22 protein-coding genes are annotated in these 21,364 nt (G+C 70.1%); 8 read left to right on the top strand and 14 right to left on the bottom strand.

The window, feature by feature from the left end:
* Position 1 precedes the first annotated feature (1 nt).
* From AB0M56_RS41365 to AB0M56_RS41335, 7 genes are all read right to left on the bottom strand, one after another.
* The gene (locus AB0M56_RS41365; RefSeq protein ID WP_364186469.1) at positions 2 to 844 is read right to left on the bottom strand and encodes a carbohydrate ABC transporter permease; all 843 of its coding nucleotides are present in this window, start codon (positions 842 to 844) and stop codon (positions 2 to 4) included.
* The gene (locus AB0M56_RS41360; protein ID WP_364186569.1) at positions 844 to 1,755 is read right to left on the bottom strand and encodes a sugar ABC transporter permease; all 912 of its coding nucleotides are present in this window, start codon (positions 1,753 to 1,755) and stop codon (positions 844 to 846) included. Before AB0M56_RS41360 ends, AB0M56_RS41365 begins: the two co-directional genes overlap by 1 nt.
* Before the next feature lie 71 nt (positions 1,756 to 1,826).
* Entirely contained in the window at positions 1,827 to 3,143 is a 1,317-nt protein-coding gene (locus AB0M56_RS41355; protein ID WP_364186467.1) for an ABC transporter substrate-binding protein, read from the bottom strand.
* A 385-nt stretch (positions 3,144 to 3,528) separates the two neighbouring features.
* Positions 3,529 to 4,050 carry a general stress protein gene (locus tag AB0M56_RS41350; protein ID WP_364186568.1) on the bottom strand — a complete coding sequence of 174 codons (522 nt, stop codon included), beginning with the start codon at positions 4,048 to 4,050 and terminating at the stop codon, positions 3,529 to 3,531.
* Positions 4,051 to 4,146: 96 nt separating this feature from the next.
* Positions 4,147 to 5,046: an alpha/beta hydrolase gene (locus AB0M56_RS41345; RefSeq protein WP_364186465.1), complete on the bottom strand. Its 900-nt coding sequence runs from the start codon at positions 5,044 to 5,046 to the stop codon at positions 4,147 to 4,149.
* 67 nt (positions 5,047 to 5,113) lie between these two features.
* Complete coding sequence (locus tag AB0M56_RS41340) at positions 5,114 to 6,049, bottom strand: sigma-70 family RNA polymerase sigma factor (protein WP_364186463.1); 936 nt, start codon at positions 6,047 to 6,049, stop codon at positions 5,114 to 5,116.
* A 59-nt stretch (positions 6,050 to 6,108) separates the two neighbouring features.
* On the bottom strand, positions 6,109 to 7,305 hold the full coding sequence (locus AB0M56_RS41335; RefSeq protein ID WP_364186461.1) for an acyl-CoA dehydrogenase family protein: 1,197 nt from the start codon (positions 7,303 to 7,305) through the stop codon (positions 6,109 to 6,111).
* A gap of 238 nt (positions 7,306 to 7,543) precedes the next feature.
* Here AB0M56_RS41335 and AB0M56_RS41330 point away from each other — a divergent pair, with 238 nt between their 5' ends.
* Together AB0M56_RS41330 and AB0M56_RS41325 are read left to right on the top strand one after the other, a co-directional pair.
* Positions 7,544 to 7,852: a DUF4190 domain-containing protein gene (locus AB0M56_RS41330; RefSeq protein ID WP_220246425.1), complete on the top strand. Its 309-nt coding sequence runs from the start codon at positions 7,544 to 7,546 to the stop codon at positions 7,850 to 7,852.
* 43 nt (positions 7,853 to 7,895) lie between these two features.
* Positions 7,896 to 8,705, top strand: a complete 810-nt coding sequence (locus AB0M56_RS41325) for a DUF4190 domain-containing protein (protein ID WP_364186459.1) — start codon at positions 7,896 to 7,898, stop codon at positions 8,703 to 8,705.
* A gap of 52 nt (positions 8,706 to 8,757) precedes the next feature.
* On the opposite strand, the gene AB0M56_RS41320 is transcribed toward AB0M56_RS41325, so the two are convergent.
* Entirely contained in the window at positions 8,758 to 9,633 is an 876-nt protein-coding gene (locus AB0M56_RS41320; RefSeq protein ID WP_364186458.1) for a slipin family protein, read from the bottom strand.
* Between the two features lie 160 nt (positions 9,634 to 9,793).
* Between AB0M56_RS41320 and AB0M56_RS41315 the strand changes: the two genes are divergently transcribed.
* The 4 genes from AB0M56_RS41315 to AB0M56_RS41300 all read left to right on the top strand — a co-directional run bounded on the left by AB0M56_RS41315 (position 9,794) and on the right by AB0M56_RS41300 (position 13,701).
* A complete protein-coding gene (locus tag AB0M56_RS41315) occupies positions 9,794 to 10,627 on the top strand; it encodes an aminoglycoside phosphotransferase family protein (RefSeq protein ID WP_364186566.1) in 834 nt (277 codons plus the stop codon).
* Positions 10,628 to 10,699: 72 nt separating this feature from the next.
* Positions 10,700 to 12,028, top strand: coding sequence for a CBS domain-containing protein (locus tag AB0M56_RS41310; protein ID WP_364186456.1), 1,329 nt, complete (start codon positions 10,700 to 10,702; stop codon positions 12,026 to 12,028).
* Complete coding sequence (locus tag AB0M56_RS41305; RefSeq protein WP_364186454.1) at positions 12,021 to 12,545, top strand: DUF1003 domain-containing protein; 525 nt, start codon at positions 12,021 to 12,023, stop codon at positions 12,543 to 12,545. The genes AB0M56_RS41310 and AB0M56_RS41305 overlap by 8 nt, the downstream gene beginning before the upstream one ends.
* A gap of 10 nt (positions 12,546 to 12,555) precedes the next feature.
* A complete protein-coding gene (locus AB0M56_RS41300) occupies positions 12,556 to 13,701 on the top strand; it encodes an Mrp/NBP35 family ATP-binding protein (protein ID WP_364186452.1) in 1,146 nt (381 codons plus the stop codon).
* Positions 13,702 to 13,725: 24 nt separating this feature from the next.
* Here AB0M56_RS41300 and AB0M56_RS41295 read toward each other — a convergent pair whose 3' ends face one another.
* The 5 genes from AB0M56_RS41295 to sigE form a co-directional block, all read right to left on the bottom strand.
* Complete coding sequence (locus AB0M56_RS41295) at positions 13,726 to 14,226, bottom strand: hypothetical protein (RefSeq protein ID WP_364186450.1); 501 nt, start codon at positions 14,224 to 14,226, stop codon at positions 13,726 to 13,728.
* A gap of 220 nt (positions 14,227 to 14,446) precedes the next feature.
* Entirely contained in the window at positions 14,447 to 14,872 is a 426-nt protein-coding gene (tatB, locus tag AB0M56_RS41290; protein WP_364186448.1) for a Sec-independent protein translocase protein TatB, read from the bottom strand.
* 103 nt (positions 14,873 to 14,975) lie between these two features.
* A complete protein-coding gene (locus tag AB0M56_RS41285; RefSeq protein ID WP_364186446.1) occupies positions 14,976 to 16,499 on the bottom strand; it encodes a trypsin-like peptidase domain-containing protein in 1,524 nt (507 codons plus the stop codon).
* A gap of 325 nt (positions 16,500 to 16,824) precedes the next feature.
* Positions 16,825 to 17,502, bottom strand: coding sequence for a zf-HC2 domain-containing protein (locus AB0M56_RS41280; protein ID WP_364186445.1), 678 nt, complete (start codon positions 17,500 to 17,502; stop codon positions 16,825 to 16,827).
* Positions 17,499 to 18,113, bottom strand: coding sequence for an RNA polymerase sigma factor SigE (gene sigE, locus AB0M56_RS41275; RefSeq protein ID WP_364186443.1), 615 nt, complete (start codon positions 18,111 to 18,113; stop codon positions 17,499 to 17,501). Before sigE ends, AB0M56_RS41280 begins: the two co-directional genes overlap by 4 nt.
* A gap of 190 nt (positions 18,114 to 18,303) precedes the next feature.
* Here sigE and AB0M56_RS41270 point away from each other — a divergent pair, with 190 nt between their 5' ends.
* Positions 18,304 to 18,957 (top strand): class I SAM-dependent methyltransferase, encoded by a 654-nt coding sequence (locus tag AB0M56_RS41270; RefSeq protein ID WP_364186441.1) that lies wholly within the window; start codon positions 18,304 to 18,306, stop codon positions 18,955 to 18,957.
* Between the two features lie 4 nt (positions 18,958 to 18,961).
* Here the strand turns inward: AB0M56_RS41270 and AB0M56_RS41265 are convergent, their stop codons facing one another.
* Positions 18,962 to 20,158 carry an MFS transporter gene (locus tag AB0M56_RS41265; protein WP_364186439.1) on the bottom strand — a complete coding sequence of 399 codons (1,197 nt, stop codon included), beginning with the start codon at positions 20,156 to 20,158 and terminating at the stop codon, positions 18,962 to 18,964.
* 64 nt (positions 20,159 to 20,222) lie between these two features.
* On the opposite strand from AB0M56_RS41265, the gene AB0M56_RS41260 reads away from it, so the two are divergent.
* Positions 20,223 to 21,119 (top strand): LysR family transcriptional regulator, encoded by an 897-nt coding sequence (locus AB0M56_RS41260; protein ID WP_364186437.1) that lies wholly within the window; start codon positions 20,223 to 20,225, stop codon positions 21,117 to 21,119.
* The last annotated feature ends 245 nt before the right edge of the window (positions 21,120 to 21,364 follow it).

The following is a 21,364-nucleotide window of genomic DNA, read 5'->3' as shown; positions in this document are numbered from 1 at the left end:
GTCAGCCCTTCACCGCACCGGACGTCAGCCCCGCCACGATGCGACGCTGGAAGAACAACACGAACAGGATGATCGGGATGGTGATCACGACCGCGGCCGCGCTCACCTGGCCCGTCGGGTCCTCGAACTGCGAAGACCCGGTGAAGAACGACAACGCGGCCGGCACCGTGCGCGACGCCGTGGTGGACGTCAGCGAGATGGCGAACAGGAAGTCGTTCCAGCAGAAGATGAACACCAGGATCGCCGTGGTGAACACGCCCGGCGCGGCCAGCGGCGCGATCACCTTCCGGAAGGCCTGGGCCGGCGTCGCGCCGTCCATCTTCGCCGCTTTTTCGAGCTCCCACGGGATCTCCCGGAAGAACGCCGAGAGCGTGTAGATCGAAAGCGGCAGGGCGAACGTGATGTAGGGCAGGATCAGGCCCGTCCACGTGTCGAAGAGACCCAGGTTGCGCTCGATGTTGAACAGCGGCGTGACGAGCGAGACCTGCGGGAACATCGCGATCAGCAGGGAAAGCCCGACGAGCAGCTGTTTCCCGGGGAACTCGAGGCGCGCGATGGCGTAGGCCGCCATCGTGCCCAGCACCACCGCGATCACCGTGGAGATCACCGCGATGCCGATCGAGTTCACCAAGGCCCGCAGGAACTCCGACGTCTGGAAGATGTCGGCGTAGTTCTTCAGCGTCCACTGCTGGGGCCAGAAGCTGCCGTCGTTGAGCGTGTCCTTCGTCTTGAAGGACAGGGAGATGATCCACAGCACGGGGATCAGCGCGAAGGCCACGACGAGGATGTCGATGAGGCCCCAGCTCACTTTGCGGCCGGTCGTGACCGCACCACCGATGGCCATCAGCGTTTACCCCCGTCGTCCGTACCGGGTGCGGCGGTGCCGAACACCTTGATGAACAGGAACGCGATGATCGCCACCGTGATGAAGATCAGCACGGCCATCGTGGACCCGATGCCGAGGTTGAGACCCTTGACGAGGTTGTCGTAGGTCATCATCGACACCGATCCCGTATCCTGCGCTCCGTTCGTGAGCACGTAGATGTTGTCGAAGATGCGGAACGCGTCGAGCGTGCGGAACAGCAGCGCGACGAGGATCGCGGGTTTCATCACCGGCAGCATCACCTTGGTGAACCGCTGCCACGCGCTCGCGCCGTCCATCGCGGCGGCCTTGAGCAGGTCCTCCGGCACCAATGCGAGACCGGCCATCAGCAGCAGCGCCATGAACGGCGTGGTCTTCCACACCTCGGCGAGGATGATGATGAACAGCGACGGCCACTGCTCGGTGAGCGGCGCCGCGCCTTCGCCGAGGGCGTTCGCGAGGTAGCCGGTCTCCGGCGTCCACGCGAAGTACCACGAGAACGCGGCCACGACGGTGACGATGCCGTACGGGATCAGCGCGACGGTGCGCACGAGCCCGCGACCCACCAGCGTGCGGTGCATGATCAACGCGAGCGCCATGCCGAGCGCGAACTCGATCGCCACCGACACCACGGTCAGGAACATCGTGGTGCCGAACGCGGTCCACCAGTACGAGCTCGTGAGCACGGCCCCGTAGTTGGCGAACCCGACGAACTCCTGCTGCGCCGGGAACCGCAGGTCGTAGCGCTGCAGCGAAAGCCAGATCGAGTAGACGATCGGGTAGCCCGTCACCGCGATCATCACGAGGAAGGCCGGCGCGCAGAGCCACAGGCCCAGCCGCCGTTCGGCCCTCTTCCCCTCGCTGAGAGCGGGTTTTCCCTTGCGGTGGCTCACGACCTCGTGCGCGGCCGGTGCGCCGGTGGTGTCGGTGGTGTCGGCGGTACCGGTTGAGGGGTCCTGGACGGTCACGGGATCACTCCCTTCGACTGGAGCGCGTCACTGAGTTGTTCCCGCAGCTGCTGGGCCGTCACGGGCGGGTTGATCTCCGAAGGCGGCGACAGGATCTTCGACATGACCGTGGACGCGTTCTGGTACGCCGGGGAAAGCGGGCGCACCGCGGCAGTCTTCAACGCGTCGAGGATGGTGTCGCGCATCGGGTACTTGATGGCCATGTTCGGGTTGTCGTTCGACGCCGGCTTCGACGGGTCGAGCGGAACGTCGTTGTGGTACACCGATTCGATGGTCGGCGGCACGCCGTCGTTGATGGCCGAGAACTTCTGGTTCTCCGCACTGCGCAAGCACAACGCGGCTTCGAACGCCTCGGGCTTGTGCTGCGAGTACGTGCTCACCGCGAGGTCGTAACCGCCGATGGTCGTCTTCGCCGGCATGCCGGCCTTCGCCTCGGGGTACACCGCCCACTTGAAGTGCGACAGGTCCTGCGGCTTCTCCTCGGCGTAGGAGGCGTAGACGAACGGCCAGTTGAGCTCGAACGCGGCGTTGCCGCGCTGGAACGTCTGGCGGACGTCGTCCTCCTTCTGGTTGGTCAGCGACGGGTCCGTGATGCCCGACGACGTGACCTGCTTGAGCAGCGCCAGCGCGTCCACCGCGCCCTGGTCCATCACCACGGACTTGCCGTCGTCGGACAGGATGTGGCCGCCGAGTGACTCCACCAGCGTGTTGTAGATGACGACCAGGCCTTCGTACTGCGCACCGGTGAACACGATGCTGTACGGCTTTTTCTCCTTCTTGAGCTGCTGCGACATCTGCATCATCTCGTCCCACGTCTTCGGCGGGTTCGGGGTGATGCGGTCGTCGTACCAGAGCAGCTGCACGTTGGTGTTCTTCGGTGCGGCGTAGAGCTTCCCGTTGTAAGTGGCCGTCTCGAGCGGGCCCTGCAGCACGCCGTCGGACGCGGCGGCCTTGTTCTGGCCCGTCCACTCCTCGGCCCAGCCGGCCTCGGCGAACTCCGACACCCACGTCACGTCGAGACCGAGGATGTCCATGGACGTGTCACCGGCGGCGAGCCGCCGCGCCATCTGGATTCGCTGGTCGTCGGCACCGCGCTGGAGTTTGTTGTAGACGATTTCGTAGCGCCCGTTCGCGGCTTTGTTGCAGTTGTCCACAACGGTCTGGAAATTGTCCTCGGGCGCGTAGTACACGTTGATCTTCATCGGTCCCGAGCCTGTGCCACACGCGGCGAGCAGACCCGTGGTCATCAATCCGGCGGCCAGCAGCGCACCCGTTCGGGCGGGCGAGCGACCCCGTAGCCTCTTCTTCCCCATCGAACAAAAGCCTCCTCACCCGCGCACGCCGGTTACCGTGACGCCCCCAGGCATCACGACGCGATGAGGCGAGTCGCGCCAGCACCCCGACGTGCCAGTGCTCGGCCGGTCGCGCTGGAGGACGCGGCCGCCCGACTGGTGTCGGACAACCTATGCCCGGCGATCACACCCCGCAAGCAGTATCCGTAACGATTCAGGCTTGCGCAGCGCGAAACGCCGGAATTACCGGGGTGAACTGTCGGCCGACCGTGCTTCCATTCGGGTGACTCAGCACGAATTCGCCAACGGCACAACCCGAATTCGGCCCAGGACGCCCCCTAATCGGCCCCAGTTCTTCACTGCTCGGCACCACGGGGATGCGGCGCCGGGCAGTGGAGAACGGGTGTCAGGCAGTGGCGGGTGGCGGCTTCAACGCCAGCTTCGAGAGCAGTTCCCGCCCCTGTTCGGCCGAACGCGGCTGGCACAGCACGTCGTAACGCCCGGCCACCAATTGGCTCGCGGACGAGAAGTCACGGCGCCCGCGGGCCGCGCGGTAACCGATGCCGGCGAACAACAGACCCGAAAGGACACCGAGCACGAGCCCGGTGAGCAGTTGCAACGCGAAGCCCTGGTTCACGAACAGGCCCAGCAGCAGCCCGGCGAACAAGCCGAACCACGCGCCGGACATCGCGCCCGCGCCCAGGACCCGGCCCCACGTGAGCCTGCCGATCACGCGCTCCACAAGCATCAGGTCAACCCCGACGATCGTCACGTCCGTGACCGCGAACTCGCTCTCCGCCAGGAAGTCCACCGCGCGCTGGGCTTCCTGGTAAGTGCCGTACGACCCGATCGGCCAGCCGGTGGGCGGCGTCGGAAGCCGCGGCGGCCCGGCCGGCCGTCCACCACCAAAGGGACTGCTCACCATCATCACCTGCGTACTCGTCCGGTCCGAGGGGTCCATCTTGTCAAGAACCGGCGAACCGTGCGAACCGCGTACTGGTGAATGCCGTTCACCCTCGGTGCGTCAGTGGTCCAGGCCCTTCGCGAAACCGACCACCGCGTCGGCGAACAGCTCGGGCTCCTCCAGGTGGCCGAAGTGCCCGCTGTGCTCCAGGACCACGAGCCGCGAGCCCGGGATCCCGTCGTGCAGCTCGCGGCCCCAGCGCACCCCGCAGATCACGTCGTAGCGGCCGACGACCACGAGTGCCGGCACCTCGATCGTGTTCAGCACCGGGCGGTCGTCGAACAACTCGGGCGTGCCCTCGGCGTCGCGGCCGGAGATGTACCCGCCGCTCACCTGGTCCTGCATCGGGCCGAACTCGGCGACGCGGCCGCGGAAGTCGGCGAAGTACGCGGGCAGGATCCCGCGCACGGCAGTGGTCACGTCTTCGTCGGACGACAGCGAGCCGAGCGACTGGAACGCGGCGAGCACGGCGGGCAGACCGGGGTCGCCTTCGGAGCGGGCCGCGTACTCCTCCAGCTGGCGCATCAGCTCCTCGCCGTGCTCCGCTCCGACGACGGGCGCGCTGTCGTAGAGCACGATCCCGGAGACGCGCTCGGGGTGCGTCAGCGCGAGGCGCTGGGCGACGAAACCGCCATGGGAATGGCCGAGGAAGAGGGTCTTCCCGAGCCCGAGGTGGTCGAGCAGGGCGAGGACCGCGCGGACGTAGCGGTCGCGCGTGTAGCCGTCGGGGTGCGTGGCCAGCCGGCTCGAACCGCCGGTGCCGATGGGCTCCGGGTAGACGACGGTGAACTGCTCCTCCACGGCCGGCATGCGCAGGTACTCCCAGTCGATGCCGGGGCCGCCGGAGTGCGCGAGGCACACCGGGCCGGTGCCGTGGACGTGGTAGCGCTGCACGAGGCCGTCGAGCTCGACGGTGTGGGTGCCGGGGGCGAGGTGGTCGGTCACGTTTTGGTCGGACACGGGGTGCTCCGTCTCGTACGGGGTGTGTGGACACCCGCACGATGCGCAGCGGTGAGGGTTGGTTCGATCAGTTCGCTGTGACGGCGGCCATAGGCGCGTGGTGGAGCCGCAGCTCTGCCACGCGGCCGCCATCCAGCCTCATCAGCCAGGCGACGCCGGGCGGGCAGTGCGTCGGGTTGTCGGGTGGGTTGAGCAGGTCCATCTCCCACACCACGACCTCGCGGCTCGCGACGATGTGCACCGGCCGCTGGCGCACGCCGGCGGCGAGGTCGCCCTCCATGCCGCGCAGCAGGAAGTCGTGGCCGACACCGCGGACGTCGCCCGCGGTGAGCACGACGTCCTCGGCCCACCGGTCGGCGAGGACCCGGGTGAACTCGCCGCGTTCGGCCGCGGCCAGGGTGTCCAGCGCGTCGAGCTTGCTGCCCGCGACGAGCGCGCCGGCGTCGTCGTGGGCCGAAGCCGCGGTGGCGCGCAGGGCTTCGGCGAGCTTGGCGCGGCCCTGGTTCAGCCGGCTGCGCACGGTGCCGACGGGGATGCCGAGCGCCCGCGCGATCTGCTCGTACGACGTCACGCCGAGCGAGAAGTGCCGCAGCAGCATCACGAGCCGCACGGGCGGCGAGAGCTGTTCGACGGCGTGGGAGACCCAGTCGCGCAGCGCGTGGTCGTCGAGCAGCTGCTCGGGAGTGGCGAGCGTGGACGCCGTGAGGTCCCAGCCGTCGGCGACGGGAATGTCGCGTGTGGACCGAAGCCGTGCGCGGCAGGCGTTGCGCACCACCATCCGCAGCCACGCACCGACCGCGGCCGGGTCGCGGACGTCGCCGATCCGCCGCAGCGCGACCACGGCCGCGTCCTGCAGGGCGTCGTCGGCCTCGGCCGTGTAACCGAGGAGCGCGATCGCGACGCCGCGCATGCCGGCTTCGTGGCGCGCGAGCAGCGCGCCGAGCGCCGTCACGTCACCGGACTGCGCTGCGCGCGTCAGCTCGGTGTCCGAAAGCTCGCTCACTGGTCCAGGGTACGAGCGGTTTCGCGCACTCCGGTGTGAACTCGGGTACTCGGAGCCGCTCAGGATTTCGACTTGTACTCGCGCAGCAGCCCGCGGCTGATGATGGTCTTCTGGATCTCGCTGGTGCCTTCGCCGATCAGCAGGAACGGTGCCTCGCGCATGAGCCGCTCGATCTCGTACTCCTTGGAGTAGCCGTAGCCGCCGTGGATGCGGAACGCGTCCTGCGTGACCTCGGCGCAGTATTCCGATGCGAGCAGCTTCGCCATGCCGGCCCCGACGTCGTTGCGGACGCCGGAATCCTTGAGCCGCGCGGCGTTCACCATCATCAGGTGGGCGGCCTCGACCTTCGTCGCCATCTCCGCGAGCTTGAACGCGATGGCCTGGTGCTCGGCGATCGGCTTGCCGAACGTCTTGCGCTGCTGCGCGTACTCCACCGCCAGCTCGAACGCGCGGATCGCGATGCCGCACGCCCGCGCCGCCACGTTCACGCGGCCGACCTCGACACCGTCCATCATGTACGCGAAGCCCTCGCCGGGCGCGCCGCCGAGTACCTGGCCGGCGCCGATGCGGAAGCCGTCGAACACCGCCTCGGTGGTGTCGACGCCCTTGTAACCCATCTTCTCGATCTTCCCCGGGATGGTGAGGCCCGGCAGCACCTCGCCGTAGCCCTCGGGCTTCTCGACGAGGAACGTCGTCAGGTTGTGGTGGGCCTTCGGCGCGCCTTCGTCGGTCTTCACGAGCAACGCGATGAGGTTCGAGGTGCCGCCGTTGGTGAGCCACATCTTCGCGCCGTCGATCACGTAGTCGTCGCCGTCGCAAAGGGCCCGGGTCTTGATCGCGGCGACGTCGGAACCCAGGTCCGGCTCCGACATCGAGAACGCGCCGCGCACCTCACCCGTGGCCATCCGCGGCAGGTAGCGCTGCTTCTGCTCTTCGGTGCCGTGGCGGGAAATCATGTGCGCGACGATGAAGTGCGTGTTGATGACGCCCGAGACGCTCATCCAGCCGCGCGCGATCTCCTCCACGACGAGCGCGTAGGTGAGCAGCGACTCGCCGAGGCCGCCGTACTCCTCGGGGATGGTGAGGCCGAACAGGCCCAGCGCCCTCATGCCCTCGACGATCTCCGCCGGGTAGGCGTCCGCGTGCTCCAGCTCCTGAGCGTGCGGGATGACCTCCTTGTCCACGAACGAACGCACGGTCGCGAGGATCTCGGACTGCACGTCGGTCAGGCCGGCGGTCTGGGCGAGGCGGGCCATCCTGGGCTCCTTCCGCGGGGTTACCGCGGAGTATGGACGGCCGGGCGGGTACGCGCCTATGAGGGTGCTCACGCCGGGACCGCGTTTGCCCCGGTACTGTGTCGATCGTTACCAATCCGGCCACAGTCACGGCCGAATGGCTTCGCGGCAACAGGTTACGTGCCGCGCGGGGTCGGCCTGCTTTTGGCCGAATCAGGAAAGTCCGGTTCCGGGCAACCTGTGGCCGGGAAGGAGCGTGATGAACGAGAGCTACGAACACCCGTCGTTCGAGCACCAGCCGTACCCGCCGCAGGGCCCGCCGCCCGGCGCGGGTCTGGCGATCGGGTCGCTGGTGTGCTCGATCGCGGGCTTCATCGTGTGCGCGCCCGCCGCGATCGCCGGGATCGTGATGGGGCACATCGCCTACTACCGCTCGCGCCACGGGCGGGCGACCGGCGGCGCGCTCGCGATCGCCGGCTTCGTGATCGGTTACCTGGCGCTGGCCGTGTGGGGGATCATGATCCCGCTCGTGCTGCACGAGCTCGACAAGTACGGCGCCTTCGGCTGAGAAGGCTCGCGGTGGGCGACCACCAGAACCGAGGGGGAACCCGATGACCAACCCGTCCGAGCCGCAGGACCGGCCGAACGAGACCACGGCGTACGAGCCGCCGGTGACCGCCGACCCCGGCTCGTACGACCCGCCGGCCACCGCGGACCCGGCCCCGTACGACCCGCCGTCGGGCGACGCGACGGCGTTCAGCTCGCCCGACAGCGTCAGCTCGGCGAGCGACCAGCCGACGACCTTCGCGGCGCCGGACAGCACCGGGTCTTCGTTCGCCGCGCCGGGCTCGACCGAGACCGCGTCGTCCTACGCGGCGCCGGGGAGCACGACCGGTGAGCAGCCGTCTCCCTACGCCGCGCCCGGCAGCCAGCCCTCCGGCGGCTTCGCGGTGCCGGGCCAGCCCGAGCCCGCCGCCTACCCCGGCGTGCAGCCGGCCGGTGCGTATGCGGCTCCGGCCTACCCCGGCCAGCCGTACCCGGGCCCGACCGCCTCGTACCCGGGCGCTCCCGGCGCTCCCGGTGTGCCCGGCGCTCCCGGCATGCCGGCCGCCGCGCCGTACTCGCCGTACGGCCCGCCGCAGCCCTACGGTCAGCCGTACTCGCCGTACGGCCAGCAGCAGTCCAACGGCCTCGCCATCGGCGCGCTCGTCTGCTCGCTGCTGGGCCTGATCACGTGCCTGATCGCGATCCCCGGGATCGTCATGGGCCACATCGCGCTCGCCAAGGCCAATCGCGGCGAGGCCGGCGGACGCGGCATGGCGCTGTCGGCAGTGGTGATCGGTTACGTGATCGTGGCGCTGTACGTGGGCTTTTTCGTCACCATCGTGATCCTCGGAACCAACGGGTACCTCGACAACTGACCGGACAGCACACTCGCGCGGCCCGTCGACCAAGGCGGGCCGCACCGGTGCCTCACTCGGCCAGCGCGTCGCCTTCGTGGCGCGGCTGCGGCGGCCCCGCGAACCCGTTGGTCTCGGACTTGTCGAGCGCGGCGGGCTCCGGCGAAACCGCCTCCTCGGGCACCGATTTCGTGGCCTTCGGCGTGTTCGCGTCGAGGAACCGCAGCAGCTCAACGGGGAACGGCAGCACGAGCGTCGAGTTCTTCTCCGCCGAAACCTGCACCACCGTCTCGAGCAGGCGCAGCTGCAACGCACCCGGGTGGTCGCTCATCGCCGCCGCGGCCTGCGCGAGCTTCTCCGACGCCTGCAGCTCACCGTCGGCCGAGATCACCCGGGCGCGGCGCTCGCGTTCGGCCTCGGCCTGGCGGGACATCGAGCGCTTCATCGACTCCGGCAGCGCCACATCCTTGATCTCGACGCGGTCGATGTGGATGCCCCAGTCGATCGCGGGGCTGTCGATCATGATCTCGAGGCCCTGGTTGAGCCGTTCCCGGTTCGACAGCAGGTCGTCGAGGTCGCTCTTGCCGATGATGGACCGCAGCGACGTCTGGGCCACCTGGCCGACGGCCGCGCGGTAGTCCTGCACGTTGACCGCGGCCAGCACCGGGTCGACCACGTTGAAGTACACGACGGCGTCGACCCGGACCGTCACGTTGTCGCGTGTGATGCCGTCCTGGCCCGGCACCGGCATGGTGACGATCTGCATGTTCACCTTGTGCATGCGGTCGACCACCGGCACCAGCAGTGTCACGCCCGGACCGCGCACCTCCGGCCGGACCCGGCCGAAGCGGAACACCAGGCCGCGCTCGAATTGCTTCACGACCCGAACGCCCGACGCGAACCAGACCCCGCCCGCGACGATCACGGCACTGAGAATTTCAACGATCATGGCAACTCCCCGGGATCGCAGAACCCCTGGAATTTCACTGTACGCGCGGAATCGGCCCAAAGAAATGACTCGACGTGACCGGCACGATTAAGGACGTGCCCCGACTCGTGACCCGCCGTCGTTCGCCGCTCGCGCACCCCGGGTCCTCGGACCCGAGTGTCTGCCGTGGCTGACGTCGTTGCCCGATCTCGCCGGCCGCTTCGCCCGCGAATGGGACCTGGAGTTCGAAGGCGAGGCGATGCACGGGTTCGTCGGCGTCGTGCAGCCCGCGCGCCGGGCCGACGGCACGCCCGCCGTGCTCAAACTCGGCTGGCCGCACGAGGAATCCCGCGACGAGCCGCTCGCACTGTCCACATGGGCCGGTCAGGGTGCGGTGCTGGTGCTGGAGTCCGCGCCGGACGAAAGCGTGCAACTGCTGGAACGCCTCGACCACACGCGCACGCTGCACACCGAGCCGGTGCTCGAAGCCGTGGAAATCATGAGCGAGCTCGCCCGCCGGCTGGGGTTGCCGGCGCCACCCGCGTTGTCGCGGACGTTGAGCAGCGAAGCCGAACGTCTCCTGGAGGAACTGCCGAAGAGCTGGCACGACCTCGGCGGCCCGTTCGCCCGCCGTGAGCTCGACGCGGCCCTCGAAGTGTGCCGCGACCTCGGCCCCGCCGCGGGCGCGCTGCTCGTGAACGAGGACCTGCACTACGAGAACGTGCTGGCCGCCCGGCGCGAACCGTGGCTCGTGATCGACCCCAAACCGATCGCCGGCGACCTCGAGTACGGTGTGTTCTCCTTGCTGTGGAACCGGTTCGGCGAATCCACAGTGGACGAAAAACTGCGAGCCACCGGACTCGACCCCGACCGCGCTCGCGCGTGGACGCTCGTGCGCGCGGTGCAGAACCGGCTCTGGTCCGAGTCGGATCTGCGCGACTTCACCGGTCTCGGCGACGAGCAGCCCTTCTACGCGGTTCTTCCCGCTATGACCGCCTGGGCCTGCAAGTCCTAGCTGAGAGGACGCTGGCAAGACACGGTTGCGCGACGCGGGCGCAGGGGCCGCCTTGCGGATAGTGTCTGCCCCATGGCTGCCGTGAACAGGGTTTTTGTGGCTCGGCTGGCGGGTCTGCCGGTGTTCGGGCCCGACGGCGAGTCGATCGGCAAGGTCCGCGACGTCGTCGCGGGCCTGCGACTCGACCAGCAGCCGCCCCGCATCCTCGGCCTCGTGGTCGAGCTCGCGACGCGGCGGCGCGTTTTCGTGCCGATGCTGCGCGTCACCACGATCGAGCCGACGGCTGTGACGCTGGCCACCGGTTCGGTGAACATGCGGCACTTCACCCAGCGCCCCAACGAGGTCCTCGTCTGCGGGCAGCTGCTCGACGCGCACGCGTCGCTCGCCGGCACGGAGACGCGCGTGACGGTGGTCGACGCCGCGATGGAACCCACCCGCACCCGCGACTGGGTGCTCGCGAAGCTCGCCATCCGCGAACGCCAGACCCGGCTCGGAATCGCCCGCCGCCGCACCGCCATGCACGTGCTGCAGTGGAACGAGGTCGCCGGGCTCGGCCTCACCGACCTCACCGGACAGCCGCAAGGCGCCGGGCAGCTGCTGATGCTGTTCGACACCATGCGGGCCGTCGACATCGCCGCGACCGTGCGCGACCTGCCGCTCAAACGCCGCCACGAGGTCGCCGACGCGATGGACGACGAACGCCTCGCCGACGTGCTCGAAGAGCTGCCCGAGGACGACCAGAAGGAGCTGCTGGCCTACCTGTCGGAGGAGCGCGCGGCCGACGTCCTCGAGGCGATGAGCCCGGACGACGCCGCCGATCTGCTGGCCGAGCTGGCGCCCGCCGACCAGAGGCGGCTGCTCGCGCTGATGGAGCCCGAGGAGTCGGCGCCGGTCAAGCGGCTGCTGGCCTACTCGTCCCACACCGCCGGCGGTCTGATGACCCCGGAACCGGTGGTGCTCACGCCCGACGCGACCGTGGCCGAGGCGCTCGCGCACATCCGCAACGCCGACCTGCCCGCCGCGCTGGCCAGCATGGTGTTCGTGTGCCGCCCGCCGACGGCGACGCCGACCGGCCGGTTCGTGGGCGTGGTGCACTTCCAGCGCCTGCTGCGCGAGCCGCCCGCGGAGCTCGTGGCGAGCGCCGTGGACACCGACCTCACGGCGCTGCGGCCCGAGGCCTCGCTGGCCGAGGTCACGCGCTACTTCGCCGCGTACAACCTCGCATGCGGCCCCGTGGTCGACCCCGAGGAGCACCTGCTGGGCGCCGTCACCGTCGACGACGTGCTCGACCACCTGCTGCCCGACGACTGGCGCGAAACCGGCCTGCACGACGTCGCCGACGTGCCCGTCGAGGTCCACGACCAGGCCGAAGCCCACACCCAGGAGGCCGACCGTGCCTGAACTCTCCTCGGGCCGCCGGCTCGACCAGCCGCGCAGCCAGGCGCGGTTCCGGCTCAACATCGACCCGGACACCTTCGGCCGCTTCACCGAGCGCATCGCGCGGTTCCTCGGCACCGGCAAGTACCTGTTCTGGCAGACGCTCATCGTCATCGTCTGGATCGTGCTGAACCTGGTCGCGGTGTCGCTGCGCTGGGATCCGTACCCGTTCATCCTGCTCAACCTGGCCTTCTCCACGCAGGCCGCGTACGCCGCGCCGCTCATCCTGCTGGCGCAGAACCGGCAGGACGACCGCGACCGCGTCTCGCTGGAAGAGGACCGCACGCGCGCCGCGCAGACGAAGGCCGACACCGAGTACCTGGCGCGTGAGCTGGCGGCGCTGCGGCTCGCCGTCGGCGAGGTCGCCACCCGCGACTACCTGCGCAGCGAGCTCGATCGGCTGCGTGACGACCTCGCGGTACGACCGAAATCACGCAAGCCGAAGCAGGCGGCGAAATCGGACGTGCCGACCGGTACGTAACATGGGTCTGGTGACGAGTACACAGCAGTTCCCCAGCGTCGAAGACGTCCGCACCGCGCTGAAGGACGTGTACGACCCCGAAATCAAAAAGCCGATCACCGACCTCGGCATGGTCAAGGACGTCGTGGTCGGCGAAGACGGCGTGGTCGCCGTCGGCATCTACCTCACCGTGGCGGGCTGCCCGCTCAAGGCGACGCTGACCGAGGACACCACCAAGGCCGTCAAGAAGCTCCCCGGCGTCGCCGACGTGCGGGTCGAGCTCGACGTGATGAGCGACGAGCAGCGCACGGAGCTGCGCAAGTCGCTGCGCGGTGACTCCGCCGAGCCGGTGATCCCGTTCGCGCAGCCGGGTTCGATGACCCGCGTTTACTGCGTGGCTTCGGGCAAGGGCGGGGTCGGAAAGTCTTCGGTCACCGTGAACCTGGCCGTCGCGATGGCCGAGCGCGGCCTGTCCGTCGGTGTCGTCGACGCGGACATCTACGGCCACTCGATCCCCCGCATGCTGGGCGCGCGCGAGAAGCCGACCAAGGTCGAGACGATGATCATGCCGCCGCAGTCGCACGGCGTGAAGGTGATCTCGATCGGCATGTTCACGCCGGGCAACGCGCCGGTGGTGTGGCGCGGCCCGATGCTGCACCGCGCGTTGCAGCAGTTCCTCGCCGATGTGTTCTGGGGCGACCTCGACATCCTGCTGCTGGACCTGCCGCCGGGCACCGGCGACATCGCGATCTCCGTCGCGCAACTGGTCCCGAACGCGGAGATCCTCGTGGTCACCACGCCGCAGCAGGCCGCCGCCGAGGTGGCCGAGCGCGCGGGGGCGATCGCGATGCAGACGCGTCAGCGCGTGGCCGGCGTGATCGAGAACATGTCGTGGCTGGAGACGCCTTCGGGCGAGCGCATGGAGATCTTCGGCTCCGGCGGTGGCCAGGCCGTGGCCGACTCGCTGTCGAAGTCCGTGGGCTCGCAGGTGCCGCTGCTGGGCCAGGTGCCGCTCGACCCGCGCCTGCGTGAGCAGGGCGACGAGGGCACGCCGATCGTGCTGGCGGAGCCGGACGCGCCGGCGTCGCTGGTGCTCAAGGAAGCGGCGAAGAAGCTCACCGTCCGGGCCCGTGGCCTGGCGGGGATGATGCTGAACGTCAGCCCCGCCGGCCGCTGAGGGGTTCGTCGGCGCCTAGGAGGCCTAGGAGGCGCGGACGGTCGTCAGGATGGTCTTGTCGGCGCCCAGCGTCACCGCGGTGGCGCCGGGCTGCGTGACGGCCCAGTCGACGTTCGCGGAGTCGCCGGGGCCGACGGCGGTGGCGGCTTCGGGGTGGCCGTCGACGTTCACGTCGACCTGCTGGTCCGAGGTGAGCACGACCCGGACGCGGTCGCCGACCTGCACGTCGACGGTGCCGGCGGGCGGGTTGATCTTGCCCTTGGCCCAGTCGAGCGTGATGAGGACGTCGACGTCGGGCACGCCGGTCTGGGCGCCGCGCTTCACGTAGGTCTGGTCTCCGGCCGGGGCGTTCAGCGTGCTGCTCGGGGACGGCGAGCCGAACGGCCCGCCGGTCGTCGCGGGCGCCGGCACCGACGTGTAAGTGGCCGGCGGCTGGGTGCTGGGCTCGTCGTCCGCGGTGCACCCGGCGGCCAGGACACCCGCTGCGGCGATGATTGCGGCCAGGGCGCCCGCACGGCGTGACATGTCAGAGACCTCCAGGGTCGTTATGGGCGGTTTGCCCGAGGCTACCCAGGAAGTTCGTTTCGTCGTGCGAGAGGTCGGGTCACGTCGGGCCGGCCGCGACACCGGCAGCCCGCCACAGCCAACTCGCCCGTTCCGACCGCCGCAAGTCGGCCCTCGCCCGACGTCGCGAGGTCCGGCCGAGGTCACACCCGGACCGGTCGCAAGCGGACGGACCCGGCGCTCAGGTGGCGTCGGGGTCGACCGGGGGCCGCTCGCCCGGCTTGAGCGGTTCGGCCTGAGGCGTGGCGCTCTGCGGCTTCACGGCGTGGGAACCGTTGGACCCGTTCGTCCCGTTCGAACCGTTCGTGGAGTTGAAGCTGTTGAGCCCCAACGGATCCGCGTCCCCGTCGAACAAGTGCTGGGTCACGACCCGCTTGGGGTCGAAGTTGCGGAGCCCGCGCAGGTCTTCCAGCGGCTTGCGAAGCTGGTCGAACTCCGGCCCCATCTCCTCGCGCAGCTGCGCGCGCGCACCGTTGGCGAACTCGCGAACCTTGCGCACGCTCTTCGCCATCCACGACGCGGCTTCCGGAAGGCGCTCCGGGCCGAGGATGAAGAGACCGGCGACGATGAGCACGAGGATCTCGCCCCATCCGACACTGTCGAACACCCGTGAACCTCCGCTCGGTGCTTCCCCGGTCAGAGTACCCGGGCCGCCCCGTGTTCCGGCAGGCCCGAAGGACGAAGCGGGGCTTAAGACGATGTGACGTCGATCAGTCGGATCCGAGCGTCACGTCGACAACCAGCACCGCGCCGGCGCGCGCGAGCTGGACCGGCACGACCTCACCGACGTCGTGGTTGCGGACAGCCACGGTCAGCTCCGCGGAGTCGCGTACCAGGCGGTCGCCGATCTTCGTGATCACGTCGCCCTCCTTGATACCGGCCGCGGCCGCGGGGCCGTTGGGCTCGACGTTCTTCACCTGCGCGCCCATCGTGGCCGAGCCGGCGACCGTGGAGGAGGCGTTGATGCCGATGTCCGCGTGGACGACCTTGCCGTCCTTGATCAGCGCCTTCGCGATCTTCATCGCGTAGTCGCTCGGGATGGCGAAACCGATGCCGATGCTGCCGCCGTCGGCACTCGACGAGCGGATCGACGAGTTGATGCCCACGAGCGCGCCGGTGGAGTCGACGAGCGCGCCACCGGAGTTGCCGTGGTTGATGGCGGCGTCGGTCTGGATGGCCTCGTAGGTCACGGGCGGCTCGCCGCTGTCGCCGCCGGCCGTGATCGGCCGGTCGAGCGCGCTGACGATGCCCGACGTCACGGAGTTCTGCAGGGCCAGCGGCGAACCGACGGCGATCACGGCGTCGCCCACCTGCAGGTCGGACGACTTGCCGATCTGCATCACCACGGGGTTGGTCACGTTGACCTTCACCACGGCGAGGTCGGTCTTCTGGTCGGAGCCGACGATCTTGGCCTCGGTGCGCGTGCCGTCGTTGAAGATCGCGGTGATCTTCACGGTCGAGTCGGCGACGGCGGTGGTGACCACGTGCTCGTTGGTGAGGATGTAGCCCTGCGGGTCGATCATCACGCCCGAGCCCTGCTCACCGGAGTCGGCGCCGGGCTTGAAGACCTCGAGCGACACGACCGCGGGCGAGACGCGCTTCGCGATGTCGGCGATCGACCCCGGCGGGCGTTCCTTTGCCGCTTCGGCCTCGGAGATCGTGGCGCTGCCGGTGAGCGCCGAACCCGTGTCGGCGATCCACCAGCCGACGAGCCCGCCGACCGCGCCCACGAGCAGCGCGACCACACCGAGCAGCGCCAGGGCCTTCGGCTGCACGCGGCGGCCGAACAGCACCTCGGGCAGGCTCAGCAGCGCGCCGGACGGGCGTTTGCGGGGCTTCTCTTCGTCTTCCGCGGGCATCGCCGGGCCGGCCAGCACGGCGCCGGCCGCGGGATCACGCCACGGGTCGCGCGGGTCCGTCCACAGGGGATCTTCGGGCGCGGCCTGCTCGCCGGTCGCCTCGCGCGGGCGCTCCAGCACCACGCCTTCGGCACCCGGCGGGCGGCGGAACGCCTCCGCGAGCGACTCCGGTGTGGGCGGGGCGAGGTCGAGGTTGCCCTTGCCGTTGGGGGCGGGTGTGTAGAGCTTGTCGAACGCGCCGTCGACACCGCGCGGCCGGCCGAACACCGCTTCCTGCGCCGGGTCCACGGCGGGGCGGTCGAGCGGCCGGGGTCCCAGCCGGTCGTCGCCCGCGGCAGGCGGCTGGGCGGAATTCGCGTTCGGCTGCTCGGTCATCATTCCCCGGGGCTGAGATCAGGTGGCTGGGCGTGACGATACCCAAGCCTCGACGTCCGAGTCTGCCCAGACGACGGTGAAATGGCTGTTGGCCCGAGCCGCACCACACGATCTGCCTCGGTGGTCGGGGCCGTTCGCCGAGCACATTCGGGCCGGCCACGCGACCAGCCGCGTGGCAGTCGGCGGCAGATGGCCGGCCGCGCGCTGGCTCCGCGCGCTGGAACGCGGCGAGCGCTCAGCCAACCGGGGCAGTGGCCGAACACACCGGCCTCATGAGCTGTTGCCCCGCACCGCTACCTCCCCCTGGAGAAGCGGTGCGGGTGGCTCAGCGAGCCGGAACCGGAGTCAGCCGGTCGACGACCGGCGTGGCCGTCGGCGACGTCGGGGGCGGCAGCGTCGGCTCGGAGCGGGGTACGGCCATTTGCGCGGGCAGCAGGTTCGCGTTGGGCTGCGGCACACCGCCGGTGTCCGGGGCGCCTTCGCCGCTGTCGGCGGTCGTGCCGACCAGGGCCAGCGCGCTCAGCACCAGCCCGGAGACGACAACGCCCGCGCCTTGTGCGGCGCGCTTACGGGTGAGGGTGAAACGGCCGCCGCCGAGCACGTGGGACGAGTGCCCGAGCGGCGTGGACGAGCCCAACGGGGCAGTACCTCCGAGGACCCCCGCGTCACGCAGGCCCGCGACCCGGTCCGGGCGCTGGATGGCGACGAGCTGGCCGTCGGCCGTCATCGCCAGGTTGTCGGGAGTGCCGGGCAGCTCGGTGTGGTCCGGGATCGACCGCAGGCTCGCGAGGAACCCGGCCGACATCGACGGCTCGCCGGCGCGCTTCACAGCCGCGACGGCCTGCCGCTGGGCGGCGACCTCGGCAGCGCACCCCGGGCAACGGGCGATGTGGGCCGACGCGCGGTCCTGCGCGCCGAGCGACAGCTCGCCGTCGACCAGCGCGACCACGACATCGGGAAGCAGGTGCGACTCGGGGAGACCCCACCCTCGCGCAGCGGTCATACCGGCACCTTCACAGACTCGTCCCGGAGCGCACGGCGGCGCTCCAGCGACGCACGCAGCGCCTGCCGGCCGCGGTGGATGCGGCTGCGAACGGTGCCGAGCTTGACACCCAGCGTGGCGCCGATCTCCTCGTACGAGAGGCCTTCGACGTCGCAGAGCACCACGGCGGCCCGGAACTCCGGGGGCAGCTCGTCGAGCGCCTCCTGCAAGTCGGGGTCGAGGTGCGTGTCGGTGTAGACCTGCTCGGGGCTCGGGTCGTCGCCGACGATGCGGTCGGTGTCGTCCGGCAGCCCCTCCATGCGCACGCGCGAGCGGCGGCGGGCCATGTCGAGGAACAGGTTCGTGGTGATGCGGTGGAGCCAGCCCTCGAAGGTGCCCGGCTTGTACGACGCGAGCGAGCGGAAGACGCGGATGAACGTCTCCTGCGTGAGGTCCTCGGCGTCGTGCGTGTTACCGGTGAGGCGGTAGGCCAGGCGGTAGACGCGGTCGGCGTGTTCGCGCACGACCTCGTCCCAGGACGGGGGCGTCCAGGTGGCCTCGCCCGAGTCCACGGTCACCGGCTCGGGTTCCGACTTGTCAGCGGTCTGCATCAGGGGAGCAGGCACCTCCATCTGCGACTCTCCTCTTCTGCTCAGCCAACGCTGCTCTCGGGCACGGTGTTCCCGCACGGTCGAGATTGAGTTTGTCGGGTCTCCTTATGGTTCTAGTGAGACGGGACTGAGAGCAGGCTGAGAAGTTATTTCGGCGGGCTTACCAGGGAGCCTTCGCTGATTTATCGACAAGCAACGCTAACCTTCGCGCGTGAGTTCCGGGACGCATGCGGCCTCGGCGGCCGAGCCGGTCGGCGCCGAGTACGTCGACGGGTACCTTCCCGACGACGACGTACTGGCCGCAGCGCGGGCGCGCGCGGCCGACCTGGGCTGCGCCCCGCTGGCGTCGGGGGCGGGCGCGACCTTGCGTTTCCTCGCCGCGACGCTCGGCGCGCGGGCCGTGGTGGAGGTCGGCACGGGGGTCGGGGTGAGCGGCCTGCACCTGCTGCGCGGGATGGCCCCCGACGGCGTGCTGACGTCGATCGACCTCGAGCCGGAGTACCAGCGCGCGGCGCGCAAGACGTTCCTCGAAGCCGGCATCGCACCCGGCCGCACGCGGCTGATCGTCGGCCGCGCCCTCGACGTGCTCCCCCGGCTCACGCCCGGCGGCTACGACCTGGTGTTCGTCGACGCGACGCGCCTCGAGTTCCCCAACTACTACGAGAAGGGCGTCTCGCTGCTGCGCCGCGGCGGGATCATCGCCTTCCACAACGTGCTGGCCGGCGGCCGCGTCGCCGACCCGTCGCGGCGAGACCCGGAGACGCTCGCCCTGCGCGAGGTCGCGCGGGCGATGCGGGAGGACGAACGCCTGGTCCCGGCCCTGTTGCCGGTCGGTGGCGGGCTGCTGGTGGCGGCGGTCGGCTGAGGTCTTACGTGTGCGCCAGCTCGCGGGTGCGGACGTGGACCGTGGTGCCCACGCCGACGGCGGCCGCGGCGAGCAGGAGCCACACGGCCACGGCGGCGATGAGCCAGGCCCAGCCGGCTTCGCCGTAGATCACCGCGCCGACCGCGCCGCCGACGCTGCTGCCGAGGTAGTACATGAGCGTGTAGCAGCCGCCGGTCTGGCCGCGGGCATTCTCGGGTGCCTCGGCGGCGGCCCAGCTGTTGGCGATGGCGTGAGCCGCGAAGAACGAGCAGGTCAGCACCACAAAACCGACGGCGACCATCGCCACGGAGTCCGGGATGGTGAGCGCCGCACCGACGGCCATGAGCAGCAGCGCGCCGATGATCGCGCGGCGGCGGCCGATCCTCGTCGCCAGCTGGTTGGCCGTCGCCGAGGAGACCGAGCCCAGCGCGTAGGCGAGGAAGACGAGTGACGCGATGGCCGGCGAGAGGTGCAGCTCACCGGTGAGGCGGAAGCCGGCGGCGTTGTAGAGCGCGACGAACGAGCCCATGGCCAGCAGCGCGACGGCGTACTGGGCCAGGAGCACGGGTTTGCGCACGGCTTGGAGCAGGCCGATGCCGACGTCACGCAGGGATTGGCGGTCTTCCTGGTGCTGCCGGCCGCGCGGCAGCGCGACGACGGTGACGATCGCGCAGACCAGCGAGATGCCGGCCACGACGTACAGCGCGCCGCGCCAGCCCAGCGGGCCCGCGGTGAAGCCCGTCGCGAGGCGGCCGGTCATGCCGCCGATGGAGTTGCCGGCGATCATCGCGCCCACCGCCGCCGCGACGCCGACCTTGCCGAGCCGCTCGACGAGGTACGCCGTGGCGACGCCGGGGAACCCCGCGATTGCCACACCCTGGACAGCGCGCAGCACCAGCATCACCGAGTACGACGGCACGAGCGGCAGCAGCAGCCCCAGCACCGCCGAAATCACCACCGACGCGATGATCACCGACCGGCGCCCGACCACTTCGGACAGTGCCGCGATGGGCAGCACCGAGATCGCCAGCGCCCCGGTCGCCACGCTCACCGCGAGCGACGCGCCGCCGGGGTCGAGGTGGTACTGCTGCGCGAGCTGCGGCAGCACCGGCTGCGGCGCGTAGAGCAGCGCGAACGACGTGAACCCGGCAGCGGCGACGGCGACCTTGACCCGAACGGTGGTACTGGCTGTAGTGGTCACGTCTGCCGAAAGTAAGGAGAGCTAACCAATACGTCCAATACGGTTATGCGCGATAATCCATACCGTGACGCATGAAGACCTGACTTCCCAGCTCGCGCCCCACCTGCTGCTCCTCGCGACCCTGCGGAGCACGAGGAACGTCACACGCGCGGCCGAGCTACTGGGTGTGCCGCAGCCCACGGTGAGCCGCCGGCTCACGGCCCTCGGGGAGTCGCTGGGGGCGCCGTTGACGGTGTCGGATGGGCGGGGAATCCGGCTGACGCGGGCGGCGGAGTTGTTGGCGGAGGCTTCCGAGCGGGCGCTGGCTTCCGTCGACGCGGGAGCGCGGCTGGCTCGGGAGGAGATCGAGCCGGAGAGCGGGCGGGTGGTGCTGGGGTTCCTGCACCTGCTGGGGAGGTCGTTGGTGCCGTCTTTGCTGCGGGGGTACCGGGCGCAGGTGCCGGGGGCGCGGTTCACGTTGGTGCAGGGGTCGCGGCAGGAGATGGTGGATCGGCTTGCCGGTGGCGAGCTGGATTTGGCGTTGCTGGCGCCGGTTCCTGACGACGTGGTGTTCGAGACGGCGGTGTTGTCCACGCAGCCGATTTTGTTGTCGGTGCCTTCGGGGCATCGGTTGGCTGGGCGCAGTGGGGTGCGGATGGAGGAGCTGGCGGATGAGGAGTTCGTGTTGCTGGAGCCCGGGTATGGGCTGAGGCGGATCACGGACGAGTTGTGTGCGGCGGCGGGGTTTTCGCCGAGGATCGCGTTCGAGGGGCAGGAGTCGGACACCGTGCGGGGGTTGGTGGCGGCCGGGTTGGGGGTGGCGTTGCTGCCGCATTTCGAGCCGGGGGCGCCGGCCGGCGTGGCGGAGGTGCAGATCGAGCCGCCGGTGGGGAGGACGATCGGGTTGGCTTGGCGGAGGGGGGAGCCGGTTAGTCGGGCTGTGGGGGTGTTTCGGGAGTTTGTGTTGGAGATGGCTCGGTGAGGTGGGCTTTGGGGTCCTCGCGGGGCGTGTTGCGGTGGGGGCGGGTTCGGGCCTCGCGGGGCGTGTTGCGTTGGGGGGGCGGGTTCGGGCCTCGCGGGGCGTGTTGCGTGGGGCGTGCGGGTTCTCGGGCCTCGCGGGGCGTGTTGCGTTGGGGGTGCACCCCGAAGCTGGATTGTGTTGACGGCCGGTGACGTGTTGTCAAGGCGGGAAAGCGTGCCTTGACAACACGTCGCCGGCCGCAAGGA

This window comes from Amycolatopsis sp. NPDC051372, from assembly GCF_040682095.1.
Lineage (GTDB): Bacteria > Actinomycetota > Actinomycetes > Mycobacteriales > Pseudonocardiaceae > Amycolatopsis.
This window is presented reverse-complemented; position numbering and strand designations above follow the sequence as displayed.

Excerpts from the sequence above, each read along its gene's own strand:
- AB0M56_RS41280 (WP_364186445.1), bottom strand. The coding sequence starts at position 17,502 with ATGACCGCTGCGCGAGGGTGGGGTCTCCCCGAGTCGCACCTGCTTCCC.
- AB0M56_RS41335 (WP_364186461.1), bottom strand. The coding sequence starts at position 7,305 with ATGGCCCGCCTCGCCCAGACCGCCGGCCTGACCGACGTGCAGTCCGAG.
- AB0M56_RS41325 (WP_364186459.1), top strand. The coding sequence starts at position 7,896 with ATGACCAACCCGTCCGAGCCGCAGGACCGGCCGAACGAGACCACGGCG.
- AB0M56_RS41310 (WP_364186456.1), top strand. The coding sequence starts at position 10,700 with ATGGCTGCCGTGAACAGGGTTTTTGTGGCTCGGCTGGCGGGTCTGCCG.
- AB0M56_RS41320 (WP_364186458.1), bottom strand. The coding sequence starts at position 9,633 with ATGATCGTTGAAATTCTCAGTGCCGTGATCGTCGCGGGCGGGGTCTGG.
- AB0M56_RS41355 (WP_364186467.1), bottom strand. The coding sequence starts at position 3,143 with ATGGGGAAGAAGAGGCTACGGGGTCGCTCGCCCGCCCGAACGGGTGCG.
- AB0M56_RS41350 (WP_364186568.1), bottom strand. The coding sequence starts at position 4,050 with ATGATGGTGAGCAGTCCCTTTGGTGGTGGACGGCCGGCCGGGCCGCCG.
- AB0M56_RS41285 (WP_364186446.1), bottom strand. The coding sequence starts at position 16,499 with ATGACCGAGCAGCCGAACGCGAATTCCGCCCAGCCGCCTGCCGCGGGC.
- AB0M56_RS41295 (WP_364186450.1), bottom strand. The coding sequence starts at position 14,226 with ATGTCACGCCGTGCGGGCGCCCTGGCCGCAATCATCGCCGCAGCGGGT.
- AB0M56_RS41330 (WP_220246425.1), top strand. The coding sequence starts at position 7,544 with ATGAACGAGAGCTACGAACACCCGTCGTTCGAGCACCAGCCGTACCCG.
- sigE (WP_364186443.1), bottom strand. The coding sequence starts at position 18,113 with ATGGAGGTGCCTGCTCCCCTGATGCAGACCGCTGACAAGTCGGAACCC.
- AB0M56_RS41365 (WP_364186469.1), bottom strand. The coding sequence starts at position 844 with ATGGCCATCGGTGGTGCGGTCACGACCGGCCGCAAAGTGAGCTGGGGC.